General features: G+C 62.1%; 11 protein-coding genes. All 11 read left to right on the top strand.

The genetic code is table 11. The features are described from left to right. The first annotated feature begins 64 nt into the window (after positions 1-64). The 11 genes from BDOA9_RS31130 to BDOA9_RS31080 all read left to right on the top strand — a co-directional run bounded on the left by BDOA9_RS31130 (position 65) and on the right by BDOA9_RS31080 (position 15,266). Positions 65-3,565 (top strand): PatA/PatG family cyanobactin maturation protease, encoded by a 3,501-nt coding sequence (locus tag BDOA9_RS31130; protein ID WP_082847891.1) that lies wholly within the window; start codon positions 65-67, stop codon positions 3,563-3,565. A gap of 196 nt (positions 3,566-3,761) precedes the next feature. Continuing rightward, on the top strand, positions 3,762-5,732 hold the full coding sequence (locus tag BDOA9_RS31125; protein ID WP_025037864.1) for a glycoside hydrolase domain-containing protein: 1,971 nt from the start codon (positions 3,762-3,764) through the stop codon (positions 5,730-5,732). A 173-nt stretch (positions 5,733-5,905) separates the two neighbouring features. After that, positions 5,906-7,192 carry a 3-oxo-tetronate kinase gene (otnK, locus tag BDOA9_RS31120; RefSeq protein ID WP_025037863.1) on the top strand — a complete coding sequence of 429 codons (1,287 nt, stop codon included), beginning with the start codon at positions 5,906-5,908 and terminating at the stop codon, positions 7,190-7,192. After that, positions 7,189-7,836: a class II aldolase/adducin family protein gene (locus BDOA9_RS31115; RefSeq protein WP_025037862.1), complete on the top strand. Its 648-nt coding sequence runs from the start codon at positions 7,189-7,191 to the stop codon at positions 7,834-7,836. Before otnK ends, BDOA9_RS31115 begins: the two co-directional genes overlap by 4 nt. 40 nt (positions 7,837-7,876) lie before the next feature. After that, the gene (locus tag BDOA9_RS31110) at positions 7,877-8,638 is read left to right on the top strand and encodes a shikimate dehydrogenase family protein (RefSeq protein WP_244521547.1); all 762 of its coding nucleotides are present in this window, start codon (positions 7,877-7,879) and stop codon (positions 8,636-8,638) included. A gap of 100 nt (positions 8,639-8,738) precedes the next feature. Continuing rightward, a complete protein-coding gene (locus BDOA9_RS31105; protein ID WP_025037860.1) occupies positions 8,739-9,848 on the top strand; it encodes an ABC transporter ATP-binding protein in 1,110 nt (369 codons plus the stop codon). After that, positions 9,845-10,723 carry an ABC transporter permease gene (locus BDOA9_RS31100; protein ID WP_042336823.1) on the top strand — a complete coding sequence of 293 codons (879 nt, stop codon included), beginning with the start codon at positions 9,845-9,847 and terminating at the stop codon, positions 10,721-10,723. Before BDOA9_RS31105 ends, BDOA9_RS31100 begins: the two co-directional genes overlap by 4 nt. Further along, entirely contained in the window at positions 10,720-11,514 is a 795-nt protein-coding gene (locus BDOA9_RS31095) for an ABC transporter permease (RefSeq protein ID WP_025037858.1), read from the top strand. The genes BDOA9_RS31100 and BDOA9_RS31095 overlap by 4 nt, the downstream gene beginning before the upstream one ends. A 34-nt stretch (positions 11,515-11,548) precedes the next feature. After that, positions 11,549-12,616: an ABC transporter substrate-binding protein gene (locus BDOA9_RS31090; protein ID WP_244521546.1), complete on the top strand. Its 1,068-nt coding sequence runs from the start codon at positions 11,549-11,551 to the stop codon at positions 12,614-12,616. Between the two features lie 48 nt (positions 12,617-12,664). Then, on the top strand, positions 12,665-13,015 hold the full coding sequence (locus BDOA9_RS31085; RefSeq protein ID WP_025037856.1) for a hypothetical protein: 351 nt from the start codon (positions 12,665-12,667) through the stop codon (positions 13,013-13,015). Next, positions 13,005-15,266, top strand: coding sequence for a N,N-dimethylformamidase beta subunit family domain-containing protein (locus BDOA9_RS31080; protein WP_025037855.1), 2,262 nt, complete (start codon positions 13,005-13,007; stop codon positions 15,264-15,266). Before BDOA9_RS31085 ends, BDOA9_RS31080 begins: the two co-directional genes overlap by 11 nt. Positions 15,267-15,283 lie beyond the last annotated feature (17 nt).

The raw sequence follows: 15,283 nt of genomic DNA, 5'->3' as shown, positions 1-15,283 counted from the left end.
CCCCGCGATCTGACACAACCGTCCGGTGGTCAATGGTCGGCAGCAGGAGGATGGTGGCGCAACGATGAGTGGACCCAATCTCGCACAGCTCTTGGGTTTATCGTCCTACGAGGCGCACGGCGCCGGGGAGAATGTCGTCCGACTCTTCGACGAGGTGCGACCCGCGCGCACGCCGGGTGGGGCTGATATCGACCGATCGAACTGGTCAGTTCCGCCGCTGGCCGTAATGGAGGCATTGAATGAACTCGCAGAGTTACGGGAGCCTACGCCTGGACCGTCGCATGAATCGCTTCGTCTGTCGCGTTTCACCTATTTGCGTCCATTCGGAGGAGCGCTTGTTCTGGAATCTCCGCTTTCGCAATTTCGCGTGATCCTGACCGATCCCCGGGCCGGCAAGCTGCTGTCGGAGCTCGTCGTGCCCCGTTCAATCGCAGCTCTCTGCCGTGTTGCGGATTTGTCGACCGACGTAGTCGATGCGTTCATGCGGCTCCTGTGGCGCGGGGGATTCCTGGCTGGAGGAGACGGCGAGTCGATTGAACTTCGCATGTGGGACTTCCACAACCTGATCTTTCACGCGCGCAAACGCTGGCAGGACGTTGCTGCAAAGTCCCAAGCACAGCTCGGGATCGGGGGGCCAGGAAAGGACGAAACGGCCGTTCCCGTCGTCAAGCCGGCGATGGGTCAGCAGGTACTGCGTTTGCCCAAGCCTGGCATGATCAAAGTCACTGGAAATGAACCGACCTTCACGACCGTGATGGAAGCCCGGCGGTCGATCCGGTCGTTTGACGACAAGCACCCGATCACGCTGGAGCAGTTCGGCGAACTGCTCCATCACGCCGCGCGCGTGAAGAGCATCTGCACGTTCCGTGACAAGTTTGGACATTTGGCGAATTCCGGTTCTGCTGATCAGAATGCCCTGCTCAGCGAGCGTGCCTATCCAGGTAGCGGAGCGCGCTACGAGCTCGAGCTCTATCCAGTCGTTCGACACTGCCGCGGTCTCGATGCAGGTCTTTATCACTACGATCCCCTTCACCATCAACTGGAGAAGATCAAGGACGAGAGCGACAGCAACGTTCTTGCGCTGATCGACGAAGCATTTGGCGCGACTGCCCGCGAAAGCAAGCCGCAGATCCTGCTCGTCATCGCTGCGCGATTTGATCGCATGTTGGAGGCTTATCAGTATCTCGGCTACTCGCTGGTGCTCAAGAATGTTGGCGTCTTGCTGCAGAATTTCTATCTGGCGGCCACCGCCATGAACCTGGGAGGTTGCGCAGTGGGCGAGATTGCCCACGAACCGCTCGCCGGCGCGACGGGACTGGAATTCCTCGAGGAGGCGGCTGTCGGAGGGTTCATCCTGGGAACGCCCCGCGATGAGAGCAGGGCATCCCGCAGGGATGGTGAATCCTCCCAGGAAGCCCTGCGCGCCGTGGCGGCGGCACCTGACTACGATCCGCAAGCCGGCGGAGCGACGGCACTGGCCGAGTATGCTCATGATCTGGACGATCGACTCTCCGGACTGAGAACCTTGCGGAAGTCGACGTTAGGGGATCCGCGGATCACCATTGTCATTCTTGACGGCGATCCCGACCTCACGTTGAGCTGCTTTCGCGAGGCTCAAATCTCGAAGCGATATCCCTTCTGGCATAAGAGGGCCGAGCCTGTTACCGCTGAGCAACACGCTTGCTATCGAACCATCATGCAAAGCGAGCTGCAGCCTGATGTACAGCAGGAGCGGCTTGCTGATGCATTTCCACCCCAGGTACTCAATCGAATCCTTGGCGATCGCCACGCGACATACGTCACCAGCACGATTGCAGGGCAGCCCCATTCCCCGACACCCGGCATTGCACCCCACTGCCGGGTAATAGTCGTGCCGCTGAACGAGCCAGGGGATCACGGGGAGTTCATGTCCGCGCTCAATTTGGCCCGAGCGTTCGAACTCGCGCAGGAATTGGGAGCGAACGTCATTCACTGCGCCGCCTGCGTTCCGACCCAAACCGACGAACCGCATGACCTGCTGGCTCGGGCAGTGAGGAATTGCCTCGAGGCCAACATCCTGATTGTTGCACCTGTCGGCAATGACAGCGGCGCCTGCCGCTGCATACCTGCGGTGCTGCCGGGCACGCTAGCGGTCGGCGCGTTGAAAGACGATGGAAGGCCGTTCGACTTCAGTAATTGGGGTGGCAACTATGACAACGACGGCATTATGGCGCCGGGCGAACGGATCCTCTGTGCCCAACCCTGCACCGAAGAGCCGATCCGTGAGAAAGGGACCAGCCTCGCCGCGCCTGTCGTGACCGGCATTGCCGCGCTGCTCATGAGCCGCCAATTGCAGAAAGGACAAGAGGTCGACGCGGGAGCGATCCGAAGTGCATTGCTCGACACCGCGCGAGCCTGCGATCCTGCGATTGTCGACGAGCCGCAGCGGTGCCTTCGAGGCGTTATGGACCTGCCATCGGCCATGGACGCATTGTTCCAAGAACACGCCGGTACCGGTGCGTCGAGCAATATTGCGTGTCTTTTCGAGCGAGGCGTCACGGTTCAATCGAAGCTTTCGAGCGATAGAACGCCTCGCGCGTCGAACGGAGGCATGACCCCTTCGGTTGCCGAGACGGTCGCAATTGGAGTGATGCCGGAGGATCCGGTGGTCCAGGCGCCGAGTGGCTTGCTTTCGCCAAGCGTTGGCGGCGCGTCGGTCACGACGAGCACCGCGCATTCCGGTCTCGTCTACGCTCTCGGCCGGCTGTCCTACGATCTGGGCACCGAGCTTGGTGTCCAGACGCTCGAGCAGCGCATGGCACAGGCCGTGGAGCGCGGTGAGATCAGGGGAGCCAATCCTTACAACGTCAGCGATCTCGTCGACTACCTTGACCTCAATCCGACTGAACGGCGTTGTATCATCTGGACTTTGGAGATGGATGGCTGTCCAATCTATGCGCTTGCACCCAAGGGGCCATATGCGGACCAGATTTACGGCATTCTGCTCGACCTCCTGAATGGGCAGATCCAGCCGGAGGATTCGCCAGGCTTCATTGAGCGCGTGAGCATTCCCGGCATGCGTACCGGCGGGACGGTCGAGATGTTCTCACGAGCGAAGTTGCCGGTGGTCGCTGTGGCGGATATGCGCGGAATCTATGGCTGGCACATTAACGCGCTCGTTCAGGAGGTCGTCAACTCCGCGTTGGGGAAGAACGGCGAGGGCGCCGATTATCAGGCACTTCGTGCCGCGATCGCCGGATTCCTCCGTCGAGTGTATTACGAGTTGCGGAACCACGGTATGACTTCGCGCGACCGCGCGATGAACTTTGCCGCGACCAACTGCTTGCAGGCGGTGACCGCTTTTGCCAAGGCTCTCAGCGAACGACGCGCGCTCAGAAGCATCGCGGTGGAGAAGAGCCAAGTGTGCCGCATGCACAGTGATTGTTGGGAACTGTATCTCACGTTCCACGATCCTGAGGAGTCGAAGCGGGCGGAGACGATTTTTCAGTTCACTGTCGACGTGTCCGACATCATGCCGGTAACGGTCGGCGGGGTGCGGTCATGGGCTAGACGAGGGCAAGATTGAACGACGACTTCCTTTCGTGGCGAGCGGATATTCCTTCGACGCCACAGAAGACGAGGCCCGAGCAACACCAAAGCTCGAGTACGTCGGAAAATCAATGACACTCGAAACTGAGCGACCGCGTTGGTCCTGGAATGGCAATGTCTCCTTGGACGAGAACATCGCGCGAGTGCTTTGCACAAGTCTCTAGAGGTGTCCAATGTACGGGGGTTTCGATCGCGACAGCTATGAGGCGCTCGGGGACGCGGTTGTCGGGGACATTCGCGCGCACACGAACCTGCGCTGGCTCGGATTCTATCTGGCGCATTCGTTCGGCGGTGGCGGATCGACATGGACATCGCGGCGATCGCGATCCCCCCAGGTTTCCACGTGGCGTTTTCTCCGATCCGCGGGATACGGGCTTGCTCCGCTCTTTCTCGGACGGCAGTTCGTCGGAGTTGACGAAGCGGGACAGCCGGTTCCTCCCGGAGCAAGGCCGCACCACTTCATCCCCAACACCAACTGGACCGAGGCGAATGGGGAAGCCGATGGTCGGCACGCAGTTGACCTTGCGAACAAGCATGACGCTGGCAATCTCGTGGACGTCGAGCGCGGCGCCACGATCTACCTCGATCTCGAAGCAGACGGGTTCATGTCCAATGCTGCCGCGAGGAGCTACCTCAAGGGGTGGTTCGACTCGGTCGCGGCCGCCGGTTATCGGCCGGGCGTCTATTGCTCGGATGCCGACCAGACCCCCAGTGCGCCGTTCGTGACCGACGGCAAGCTCATTCGCTCCGCGTTTCCCAACGTGGTCATCTGGTTTTTTCGTATCCCGCTGGTGCAGCCGATCGTGTTCGACGAGGCTGCCGCGCGTCTCATGCTCCCGGCCGTCACCATCTACCAGGACGCCGACGGGACCTTACCCTGGTTCGGCCGGATCGCGTGTCAGTTTGCCTGGTACAACCGAGACCGGGCGGTGCATGGCGCCAGCCTCAAGACCGGTGCATCGAGTGTGCACCGGATGGAGCCGATTGATTTCGATGGCTCGGTCGTGCCCGATCCCTCGCATCCCGAGGACAATCGCGCGCTTGCCTTTTCGGCGTTTCTTCCCGGTCAGCCGGCCGCGTTCAGCCTCCACTCGCGAGGTGCGGCCTGGCAGTATCTTGACACCCCGCAATGGGGCGAATGGGGCGAGGGCGGCTTTGCCATACCCGAGCAAACCCCCATGGCCGATTTCGGCTACGGGCGATTCTATGACACAGCTTCGCTCGCCGCCACCTCGCGCCGCTGGGGCTTGGTGGATCTGTTCGGGGGCGGAATCGATGGCAGCCTGTGGACGACGTGGCGGACGGCAGATGGGCCTGACCATCCCGGACAATGGGCGGCGGCTCCGCAGTTGCTCAATCCAAACATGTCAGCCCGCATCGGTTCAAAGATTGCCGCCGTGTCACGCAAGCTCGATGTCATCGATGTCTTCTTCATCAACCGCAATCACGAACTGGCCACGACTTGGTGGAGCCCGGACGATACCGACTGGCAGGCGCATGTCGGGCCGATTACGCACGGATTTGGATTTGCTCCCGCGACCAATATCGCAGCGCTGACCGCTGCGCATGATCCCGAACGTCTTGACCTGTTCGCCGTTGCCTCGGACAATCAGGTCCGATGGGTACAATGGCGCAGCCCTGGTCCTTGGCAGACCGCAACTGTTTCGGTCACCGCCGATGTCGACCCTGCCTTGGGCGTCCACGGCACTTGGCACGACGGCCAGATCCATATTGTCGTCGGAGGTCGAGATGGATCGCTCGTCCATTTCATTCACCGCGACGGAAATATCGCATCGCCCGACGGCTGGATCGTCGCCGGTTTCTTGCCAGCTCTGAGTTTGGCAAGGCCGATGGGCGTGCGGGTCGCAAGCATCGGCGGCGTCTTGGGCGCGTTTGGTATCAGCACGACGCAAACGTTGTTCTGGTCCGCCTGGAACGGCATCAGCTGGACGCTGCCTGGTCGCGACGATGCGGCGCCGGCCTACAGTTCGTCCGGTCGCATCGCCGTATTTCCGTTCGGCGATGACTCGGTCGATATCATGCTTCCCAACCAGGACAGCGAAATTGTGCTTCGACGTTTGACCCTGAGCGGAAACCCCATTGCGCCATTGATGCTGGCAGCATCATGGACGATGTTGCTCTGAGCCTTGTGATGGCCTGGGACGAAAAGTGAGGAATTTCAGCAACAGCTTGTTCGCGCCGCCTTCTGCGTACATGGTCCGGAAACAAAAGTTGGGGCCGTCGACGGGCGGTGTTGCACATATGTGATATATCATGTATCACCGTCGCCGGTGTTGCATGAACTCTGCCAGGACGCGTGACGAAGCTTATCTTCGGAGTGGTAGCGGACGATCTGACGGGCGGCATGGAAACGGCCGCGATGCTGGTTGCTGCCGGGATCGAATGCGGATTTGTCACCGACCCCGATCTCGTCGGCAGCTGCGGCGACGTGCCTGCCATCGTGATCGCGCAGAAGACGCGGGTCATCGCCGCGAGCGAAGCCGTCAGTATGGCGGCGAACGCGGCGCGGGCGCTGCTTGCGCGGGGCACGCGGCAAATCTTCTTCAAATATTGCGCGACGTTCGATTCCACCGACCAGGGAAATATCGGCCCGGTCTCCGATCTGCTGATGGAGTTGACTGGTGCCGATTACACCGCCTTTTGCCCGGCTTCTCCTGCCCTTCGAAGGACCGTCTATAACGGTCATCTGTTTCTCGGGACCGAGTTGATCTCGGACTCGCCGAAACGCAATGATCCGCTGACACCGATGACCGATCCCGATCTCGTCCGGGTTCTGCAGCGCCAGACGCGGGCCAGGGTCGGGCTTCTGGCGCATTCGCAGATCAACGCCGGCGCGGACTCGGCGGGACACGCGATCGCGGAAGCGGCGGCACAGGGTATCCGCTACTTCATTGCAGATGCGATCTACGATCGGGATCTCGATACGCTTGCCACGCTCACCTGCGATTGGAAGCTGATGACGGGCAATGCGACGATCGTACAGCACTATCCGGACATCTGGAGGGCGCGGGGGCTCATCGCCACGGCCGGCAGACCGCCCGGTTTGCGCGCGGTTGGCGGCGGCGGCGTCGTTCTCGCCGGGAGTTGCGCCGAGCGGACGTTGGAGCAAGTCGCTGAATTCGAGAAGATTCATCCGGTGCTTCGCATCGATCTCCTGAAAGCTGAACATGTGGCGGCGACGGTTCGCGATGCGCTCGACTGGGCGCGGCCGCGGCTGGACCGTGGTCCTGTCGGTTTCGCCACCTCTGGCCCGCCCCACGTGGTCAAAATGGCTCATGAGCGCTATGGCCGTGAAGGTGCGGCGCAACTCGCTGAGACCATTCTCGGCCGGCTCGCCGTCGCTCTTCGCAGCGTCGGCGTGCGGCGTTTCGTGGTGGCCGGTGGCGAGACGTCTGGTGCGATCGTCGAGCAACTCGGCATTCGACGTTTGCGGGTTGGTCCTTACGGCGGACCTGGCATCGGCACTGCGGTGACCGAAGACGAGGACCCGGTGGCCCTTTGTCTGAAGTCCGGCAAGCTGGGCCCCGTCGACCTGTTCGCGACGACGCTCGACGCGATGTTGAATCCGGAGGCAGTCAATTGAACGAGCGCGAACTCAGACAATCCGTGCTGGAGACCGTAGCGCGCCTGGAAGCCAAGGGCTTCAATCACGGCAGCAGCGGAAACGTCAGCTGTCGCATCGGAGAGGACGTTCTCATCACGCCGACCGGCGGCAATAGCGGCAACACGACCATCGACGGTCTCGTCCATTTGAAGCGCAACGGAACGGTGGTTGGAGACGGCTTGCCATCCAGTGAATGGCACATGCACCTGGCGATCCTCAACGCCTATCCGCATGTGAACGCGGTGGTGCACACCCATGCCGATTGCTGCGTTGCGCTGTCCAGCCTCGCAAAGCCAATTCCGGCATTCCACTACATGATCGCCAGTTTTGGCGGCAACGATGTGCCCTGCGCACCCTACGCCACATTCGGCACCCGGGCTCTCGCCGATGGCGCGGTCGCGGCGCTGAAGCAGCGCAAGGCCTGCCTGCTCGCGAACCACGGAATGATTGCCGTCGGCAAAGGGCTGCAGGCGGCCTTCGACCTCACCGTGAAGCTCGAAACCCTGGCCCGGCAATATCTGCTCGCCTGTCAGGCCGGCGCACCCGCGATCCTTGCCGACGACGAAATGGCGCGGGTGGTCGAGCGCTACGGCAGTTACGGCCGCGCCGCTCTGCCGGCCTGAGAAGGACAGCTCCATGGAGATCACCGGCAAGTCCAAGATCATGTTCGTGCTCGCCGACCCGATCGATCATGTGCGGGCGAGTGCGGTCATGAATGCCTATTTCGGATCTATCGGCGAGGATCTGGCGGTATCGCCGATCCATGTCCTGCCCGGCGATCTCGGCCAGGTCGTTGCAAGCATCAGGCTCATGCGCAACGTCTTCGGCTTCGGCGTGACGATCCCGCACAAGACCTGTGTGATCGAGCATCTCGATGAGATTACGCAGACGGCACGGCTGATCGGCGCGGTCAATTTCGTCAAGCGGACGGCCGAGGGGCGACTCGTCGGCGACAATCTGGATGCGAGGGGATTCATCGCCAGCCTCGCTCAGCACGACGTTGCGGTGCGCGACCGGAAGGTGCTTCAGGTCGGTGCAGGTGGGGCGGGACGTGCGACTGCATTCGGTCTGGCGGAGGCCGGCGCGCGCGAACTCACGATTATGAACCGGGATGAGGAGAAGGCTCGTGCGCTTGCGGCTGCCGTGGCGGCGCATTACCCCGCCACCAAGGTCAGCGCCGGCCGCGCGGAGGCGCGCGCATTCGATCTCATCGTCAACACGACGTCGCTCGGCATGAAACCCGATGATCCGCTTCCGCTGGATATCGAAGGCGTCGGTCCCGCCGCCACTGTCAGCGACATTATCGTCAATCCGGCGGTGACCCGGCTTCTTGCAAGGGCGGCTGCGCAGGGCGCAAAGGTGGTCGGCGGAAAGCCCATGCTTGATGCACAGATGACGCTTGTCGCAGGGTTCATCGCGCGATAGCCTGATATATCAAATATTATATCGAAGCCGTGGTGGACGGTTTTGATTGGGTGCAAGGGCTGCCCGAAAGCAGACGGAAGGGAAGCGAGGCTTCGTGAATATTGCATCGGCCAGGCAATCGGCGTCGGGCGCATCGATCCGCATCAGTCGCCTGGAGAAGCGCTTCGGTGCCGTGTCTGCCGTCGATGGCGTCGATATCGATATTGCTGCCGGTGAGTTCATTGCCCTGCTCGGACCCAGTGGCTCCGGAAAGACGACGATCCTGATGAGTGTTGCGGGATTCGAATTCCCGACCAGCGGCACCATTCACGTCGATTCCGAAGACCTGACATACGTCCCTTCGAACAGACGCAATCTGGGAATGGTGTTCCAGAATTATACGCTGTTCCCGCATATGTCGATTCTCGACAATGTCGCCTTTCCCTTGAAGATGCGCGGTCTCAGGACCGCAGAACGTCATGCCCGCGCCGAAGCCGCGCTCGCGACCGTGCGTCTGGCGGGCTATGGCCAGCGTCGTCCGAACGAGCTTTCCGGCGGCCAGCAGCAGCGCGTGGCGCTCGCGCGTGCGATCGTCTATCAGCCGCGCGTCCTCCTGATGGACGAGCCGCTGAGCGCGCTCGACAAGAATCTGCGCGAGGACATGCAGCTCGAGATCAAGCGATTGCACGCCGAGCTTGGCATCACCGTCATCTTCGTCACCCACGACCAAAGCGAGGCGCTGACCATGGCCGACCGGATCGCCGTCCTGAGGGACGGCAAGATCCAGCAGATCGGGCCGGCGCGCCAGCTTTACGAACGGCCCGCGAATCTCTTCACCGCCGGCTTCATCGGCGAGATGAATTTCGTCGACGTTCGGATCGAAAGCGTTGGCGACGACGTCGCGGTGGCGCTGCCATGGGGCGAAACTTGGCGCCTGCCGGCCGCGGCGGCCGTTGAGCCGGTTGCAGCCGGCGAGGCAGCGGTGCTGGCCGTGAGGCCCGAGCGGCTGCAACTCGGCGCCAATCCCGGCGGGCAAGTCATCACCGTGACGCTGAGCGACATCGTCTATGCCGGCGCAGCCCTGCTCCTGATTGGACGTCTGCCTGACGGCACCGAGATGCGTGCGCGCATTCCCGGCGCCTCGCAGCTCAGCTCCTTGGCCCCGGGTAACGTTGCGTCCTTCACTATCCCTACGGAGGCCATGCTGCTCTACCGGGGGAAGCGGCGATGACGGAGGCCACGCGATCGCATTTCTGGCACTCCGACGGCCGCCGGCTGAGCGGCCTGTCGACACTGCTGCTGCTGCTGCCGTTCTTCGCCATCATCGCCTTCGTCTTCGTCTATCCGATCCTGCAGCTCCTGGTGATCAGCATCCTCGAGCCGCATCCGACCTTGGACAACTACGCGCGCGTCGTCGACAATCCCGTTCACATGCGCGTCCTGATGCGCACGCTCTGGACCGCGACGCTGGTGACGGCCTTGTCGGTAATCCTCGGCTTCCCGGTCGCCTATTACATGAGCCGGGCGAAGGGGACAGTCGCCGCCCTTGTCGCGGTCTGTGTCATCCTGCCGCTCTGGTCGAGCGTCCTGGTGCGCACCGCCGCCTGGTCCTTCCTGTTCCAGCGCAACGGGCTGGTCAATTCGGCGTTGATGTCTCTCGGTCTGACGTCGCAGCCGTTCAAGCTGCTTTATACCCAGAGCGCCGTCGTCATATCCATGACCCACGTGCTCTTGCCGTTCATGATCCTGCCGATCTACGGCGCATTGCGCAGCATTCCGAACGATTATGGGCGTGCGGCCGCCGTCCTGGGCGCGACGCCCCTGCGGACTTTTCTGGAGGTCATCCTTCCCTTGAGCCTGCCGGGCATCGTTTCCGGTTCGCTGCTCGTGTTCCTCACGGCGATCGGCTTCTTCATCACGCCCGCTCTGCTCGGCTCGCCGCAGGAGATGATGATCTCGACGCTGGTCTCAAAGCAGATCCGTGAGGTGCTCGATTGGCCCTTCGCCGCGGCGCTGGTCGGGGTGCTGACCGTATTCGTGACGTTGCTGGCGGTCATCTTCAGCAAGACGCTCCGGTTCGACCGGCTGATGGGGAATGCCTCGTGAAACCGCCGACCGACCGCGGATCGCTTGCGCTGGGCGCCTATGTCTATGCCGTGCTGGCCTTCATCATCGTGCCGCTCGTCATCGTCATTCCAATGTCGTTCAGCCAGAACGACTATCTGGCATTTCCGCCGTCCGGCTTCACGCTGAAATGGTATTCGGAATATTTTGACAGCAGGCAATGGCGCGCCGCCACGTGGCTCAGCGTGCAGGTCGCCTTGTTGACTGCTCTTTTCGCTTCGGTCATCGGGACGGCCGCGACCTATGCAATGATCCGTGGCCGCAGCCGGCTCGTCACCGCGTTCCAGATCCTTTTGATCGGGCCGATCATTGTGCCGCATATCGCGCTCGCCGTCGGCCTCTATCTGTTTTTTCAGACGATCGGTCTCTCCGGCACCATTCCGGGCTTCGTGCTGGCGCATACGGTGCTCACCTTGCCGTTCGTCGTTTTCACGATGGCCGCCGCCCTGGGCAAGGTCGATCCCAATCTGGAGGCGGCCGCCATGAGCTGCGGCGCGACACGCTTTCAAGCCTTCCGCCTGATCACGTTGCCACTGGTCCTGCCGAGTCTGGCCAGCAGTGCGCTGTTTGCCTTCATCATCTCCTTCGACGAGCCGGTGGTGTCGTTCTTTCTGTCCGGTGTGCGCCAGAAGACGCTGCCGCGCCGAATGTTCGAGGACATCGAGCAGAACCTGACGCCGGTGATTCCCGCGATCGCGACACTGCTGATCGTCCTATCCATTTTGATTCTGCTGGGGGCTCATGTCCTCAGATCCCGCAGCGTCACCCGGTAGCGAGCCAGATGAGAAGCCAGAGAGGAGATCGTCGATGCTGAAAACAGGTTGGATGTGGAACTCGGTAGCTGTCGTGCTTGCTTCGCTTCTTTGTGGAGCGTCGCCGGCCGCCGCTGAAAAGCTGGAAGACCAATTGGTGATTGCGACGACCGGTGGCCTGATGGGCAACACCCTCGCGAAATATTTCTACGAACCCTTCAACAAGGCCAAGAATGTCGAAATTGTCCCGGTCGCGATCGAGGTCCCCGACCAATGGGCGCGCGCCAAGGCGATGCAGCGAACGGGCAAGGTGGAGTTCGACATCGTCACGGCAACGGGTCCCGACCTGGTCGGACGCACCGACATGCTCGAGAAGATCGACTGTGCGAAACTGCCCAGCGTCCAGAAGTTCGGCGTCTCCGACGCCTGTCAGCCCTACGGCGTGGCTCGCACGACCGGCGGCATGCTGATCACCTACAATACCGAAACGTTCAAGAACAAAGCGCCCAAGACATGGGCCGACTTCTGGGACGTCAAGCAGTTTCCCGGGCCGCGAGGGCTGCCAGACACCGGCGACAGCGATTGGTGGGTGCCGGTGGCCGCGCTGCTTGCCGACGGCGTCAAGCCTGAGCAGCTGTTCCCGTTGGACATCAATCGCGCCTACAAGAAGCTGGACGAGATCCGTCCCAATGTCGCGGTGTGGTGGAAGACCGGCGACCAGGTGCAGCAGATCATGCGCAGCCGCGAGGTCGTCATGGCCATGAGCTATTCAGGCCGCGCACTCGCGGTGGTGAAGGAGGGCGTACCGGTCGCCATGTCCTGGGACCAGGCCATTCGCGATACCGGTTACATGGCGGTTCTCAAGGGTGCGCCCGACCTCAAAGCCGCCATGGCCTATCTCGATTTCTTCTATGCAAGCTCCGATGCGCATGTGCCGTTCATGCGCGCTGTCAACTATGCGACGGCCAGCAAGTCGGCCATCGACCTGTTGAAGCCGGAGGAGCGCAATCTCTACGCGACCTCACCGGAGAACTACGAAAAGTTGGTCAAGCCCGATTTCGCCTGGATCGGTGAACATCGTAACGAGCTACGGGAGAAGTGGATGGCCTGGCTGACCCGCTGATCCGCGGCAATCTCTCCGCCATTCGCGTGTGCAAGATGAGGACGGACCATGGATCACACCAGTGACCCCGGCGCGCTGCGCTACGTGATCGATCCCGGAAGGCTCGATCTCGTCAAGGAGTTCCGCGCAAGTCCGCTCGGCGTGCATAGCCCGGAACTTCGCAAGCTGCTCGCCCGGATGCGATGGGGCAAGCCGGAAGGGCGGCTTGTCCTGATCGTGCTCGAACCCGGCAAGGCCTGGCGGCTGTCGCGCATCCCCAAGCGTCGGGGCGATCCCATGCCTTTCGTCGATGATCGCGTCTTCACCTCTCTCGCTGAAGCGGAGTGGCATGTCTTCAAGCTGCGGTGGCAGGAAATGACGGGAACGACGCTACCTGCGGAGTTTGCCAGTGATCTATAAGACCAACGAGTATCTCGGCTATCCGGATCGCATCAGCGTCCCGGCCGGCGAGACCGTCAGATTCCAGCTCAGCAGCAAGCGGAGAAGCGTGAAGGTCGAGGTGCTCAGGCTGCGCTGCGGCGACGTCGATAGCAACGGCCCTGGCTTCAAATATGAGGTGATGACGAGCCCCATTGACGGTGAGCATGCCTGCCTCGACCAGCCGATCCGCCCGGGATCCAACGCCGTCATTGACCACGACGGTGCACTCGTCCCGACCGGCGGGCACTGGTGTTTCGGAGCCTACGTCTATCCGACGCGGATCGCGGACAATGCCAGGGCCGTGATGGGCAACTGGTGCGAGCGTTCGGCGCGCGGCTATGCGCTCGAGCTCGACGAGGAGGGGAATCTGGTCCTGGTGCTGGGCCAGGCGAGCGGTACGCCAGCCCGCTTTGCCCTCGACGTCAAGCTGCGCCCGCGCGTCTGGGCCTTCGTATCGTGCGCGCTTGACCTTGCACGGGGATCGGCCTCCTTGTCGATGATCGTTCCGGCCGACGGTGTTCGGCCGGCAGCGAGCTGTTCGAAATCGTTCGCCCTGCCGCGAGCGCTGGCGCTCGAGTCCGGCCTGCCGTTCCTGATCGCGGCCCATCATGCGAATGGCGATCGCCAATATAGCTCGCACTTTGACGGCAAGATCGAAGCTCCGCGCGTCTTTTCGTGCTCATTGGACGCCGAGGCGTTGCGGGTCTTCGACGGCCGGCAGCGGACGGGGGCAAGCGATGCCGGGCTTGTCGCCTTCTGGGATTTCTCGAACGGAATCTCGTCCCTGTCGATCAAGGACCTTTCGCCGAACGGCCTGCATGGCTGCCTCCGGCAGTTGCCTCGCCGGGGCGTCACCGGCTTTCACTGGTCTGGCTCCGTCCACGACTGGCGGCTGTCGCCACAGGAATATGCGGCGATTCATTTCCACAGCGACGATATCTACGATTGCGAGTGGCAGACCACCTGCACGCTCGATGTGCCGGCCCACTGGCGATCCGGCGTCTATGCGCTCCGGCTGACCTCGGGAGGCAAAAACCCTGACAGGGACTGCGAAAGCTACGTCACCTTCTTCGTGACGCCGGGCAAGGCGTCCAGACGCGCGGATCTTGTGGTGGTCGCTTCGGTTGCGACCTATCTGGCTTATGCCAACAGCGCGCTGCGCCTCTATCAGGTTCACTTCGAGACGCTGATGGAGCACGTTCTGTGGTTGCCGCAAGATGACGTCTTCATGCAGGAGAACCCGGAGATCGGCCAGTCGACCTACGATTGTCACGTCGACGGCTCGGGGCGGGCGTATAGCTCCTGGCTGCGGCCCATCCTCAACATGCGTCCGCGCGGCTACTGGTTCAATCTGGTCAACGACACCCATATCCTCGACTGGCTCGAGGAGAAGGGGATCGCCTACGATCTGATCACGGATGTCGAGCTTGATCGCGAAGGAGCGCGGGCGCTTGCACCTTACCGCGTCATGATGACGCCGACCCATCCCGAATATTACAGCTTCAACATGATGAACGCGATCATGGCGTATCAGAACGCCGGCGGACGGCACATCTCGATGGGAGGCAATGCATTCTACTGGCGCTGCGGCTTTCATCCGGCCGCGCCTGCCGCGCTGGAGGTTCGCCGCGGCATGGCGGGCACGCGCACCTGGGAATCGGAGCCGGGCGAAGTGCATCTTGCGGGCACCGGCGAGCCGGGCTCGCTGTGGCGGCATTCGGGCTTTGCGCCGCAGAAGCTGGTCGGCGTCGGGTTCTCGGCCATGATCAACGATACCTGCGGCTATTATCTGCGCACCGCCGAAAGCGAGGATGCGCGCGTCGCGTTCATCTTCGAGGGCACGGGCCGTCACGAGAAGTTCGGCGATTTTGGGTTTCGCTACAATGGTGCCGTCGGCAGCGAGATCGACCGGTACGATCTCGAGCTGGGAACGCCGCCGCATGCGTTGCGGATCGCGACGTCGGAAGGACTAGGCGCGGGCGCGCTGCCCACGCCGGAGGAGTTTCGCACCGTGGTCGATGGCCTCGACGGCACGCAGAATGCGCTGGTGCGCGCCGACATGGTGTTCTTCGAGACCGCCCGTGGCGGCGCCGTCTTTGCGACGGGATCGATCACCTACGGCATGTCGCTCGGTCACAACGACTACGACAACAACATCAGCACCATCACGTTGAACGTCGTGAATCGGTTTCTCGATCCAAGGCCGTTCGTCATGCCCGCCGAAACCTAGACTGCAGTCGCGATTTC

This window comes from Bradyrhizobium sp. DOA9, from assembly GCF_000617845.2.
GTDB lineage: Bacteria > Pseudomonadota > Alphaproteobacteria > Rhizobiales > Xanthobacteraceae > Bradyrhizobium.
The sequence above is the reverse complement of the archived record's forward strand: the minus strand, read 5'-3'. Positions and strand labels throughout refer to the sequence as shown.